Origin of the sequence: Bacteroides sp. ET71 (assembly GCF_023336905.1) — a bacterium.
Classification (GTDB): domain Bacteria; phylum Bacteroidota; class Bacteroidia; order Bacteroidales; family Bacteroidaceae; genus Bacteroides.
In genome coordinates, this window is the sequence record NZ_JAMBLS010000159.1 from 1 (window position 1) to 383 (window position 383).

At 58.2% G+C, this 383-nt stretch carries 1 protein-coding gene; it reads left to right on the plus strand.

Annotation, left to right across the window (positions count from 1 at the left end; genetic code table 11):
• Positions 1-56: 56 nt before the first annotated feature.
• Positions 57-383: conjugal transfer protein TraO (locus tag M3090_RS15675; RefSeq protein ID WP_249057808.1), on the plus strand; the 327-nt coding region annotated here is incomplete at its 3' end.

Here is a 383-nt window from a genome sequence, read left to right on the forward strand (position 1 = left end):
CACCAATGCCGAACTGGTGCGTGCCCGTGTCATCAACGAACTGAAGGTGAAGTAAGATGAAACGGACGGTGTTTATTCTAATCGGCATGGCGCTGTGCCTTGTCCTTGCAGACAAGGTGCAGGCGCAACGCTGTCTGCCGGGCATGAAAGGGCTGCGGCTGACGGCTGGCATGGCGGACGGCTTCCATTCGGCAAGCCGGCGCAATGAGTTGGGCTACCACTTCGGGCTGTCGATGGACTCGTACACGAAAGGGTGCAGCAAGTGGGTGTTCGGTGCGGAGTACCTGCAAAAGTACCACCCGTACAAGGACACGCGCCTGCCGATGTCGCAGTTCACGGCGGAAGGGGGATACTACTACAACTTCCTCTCGGACGCGAACAAA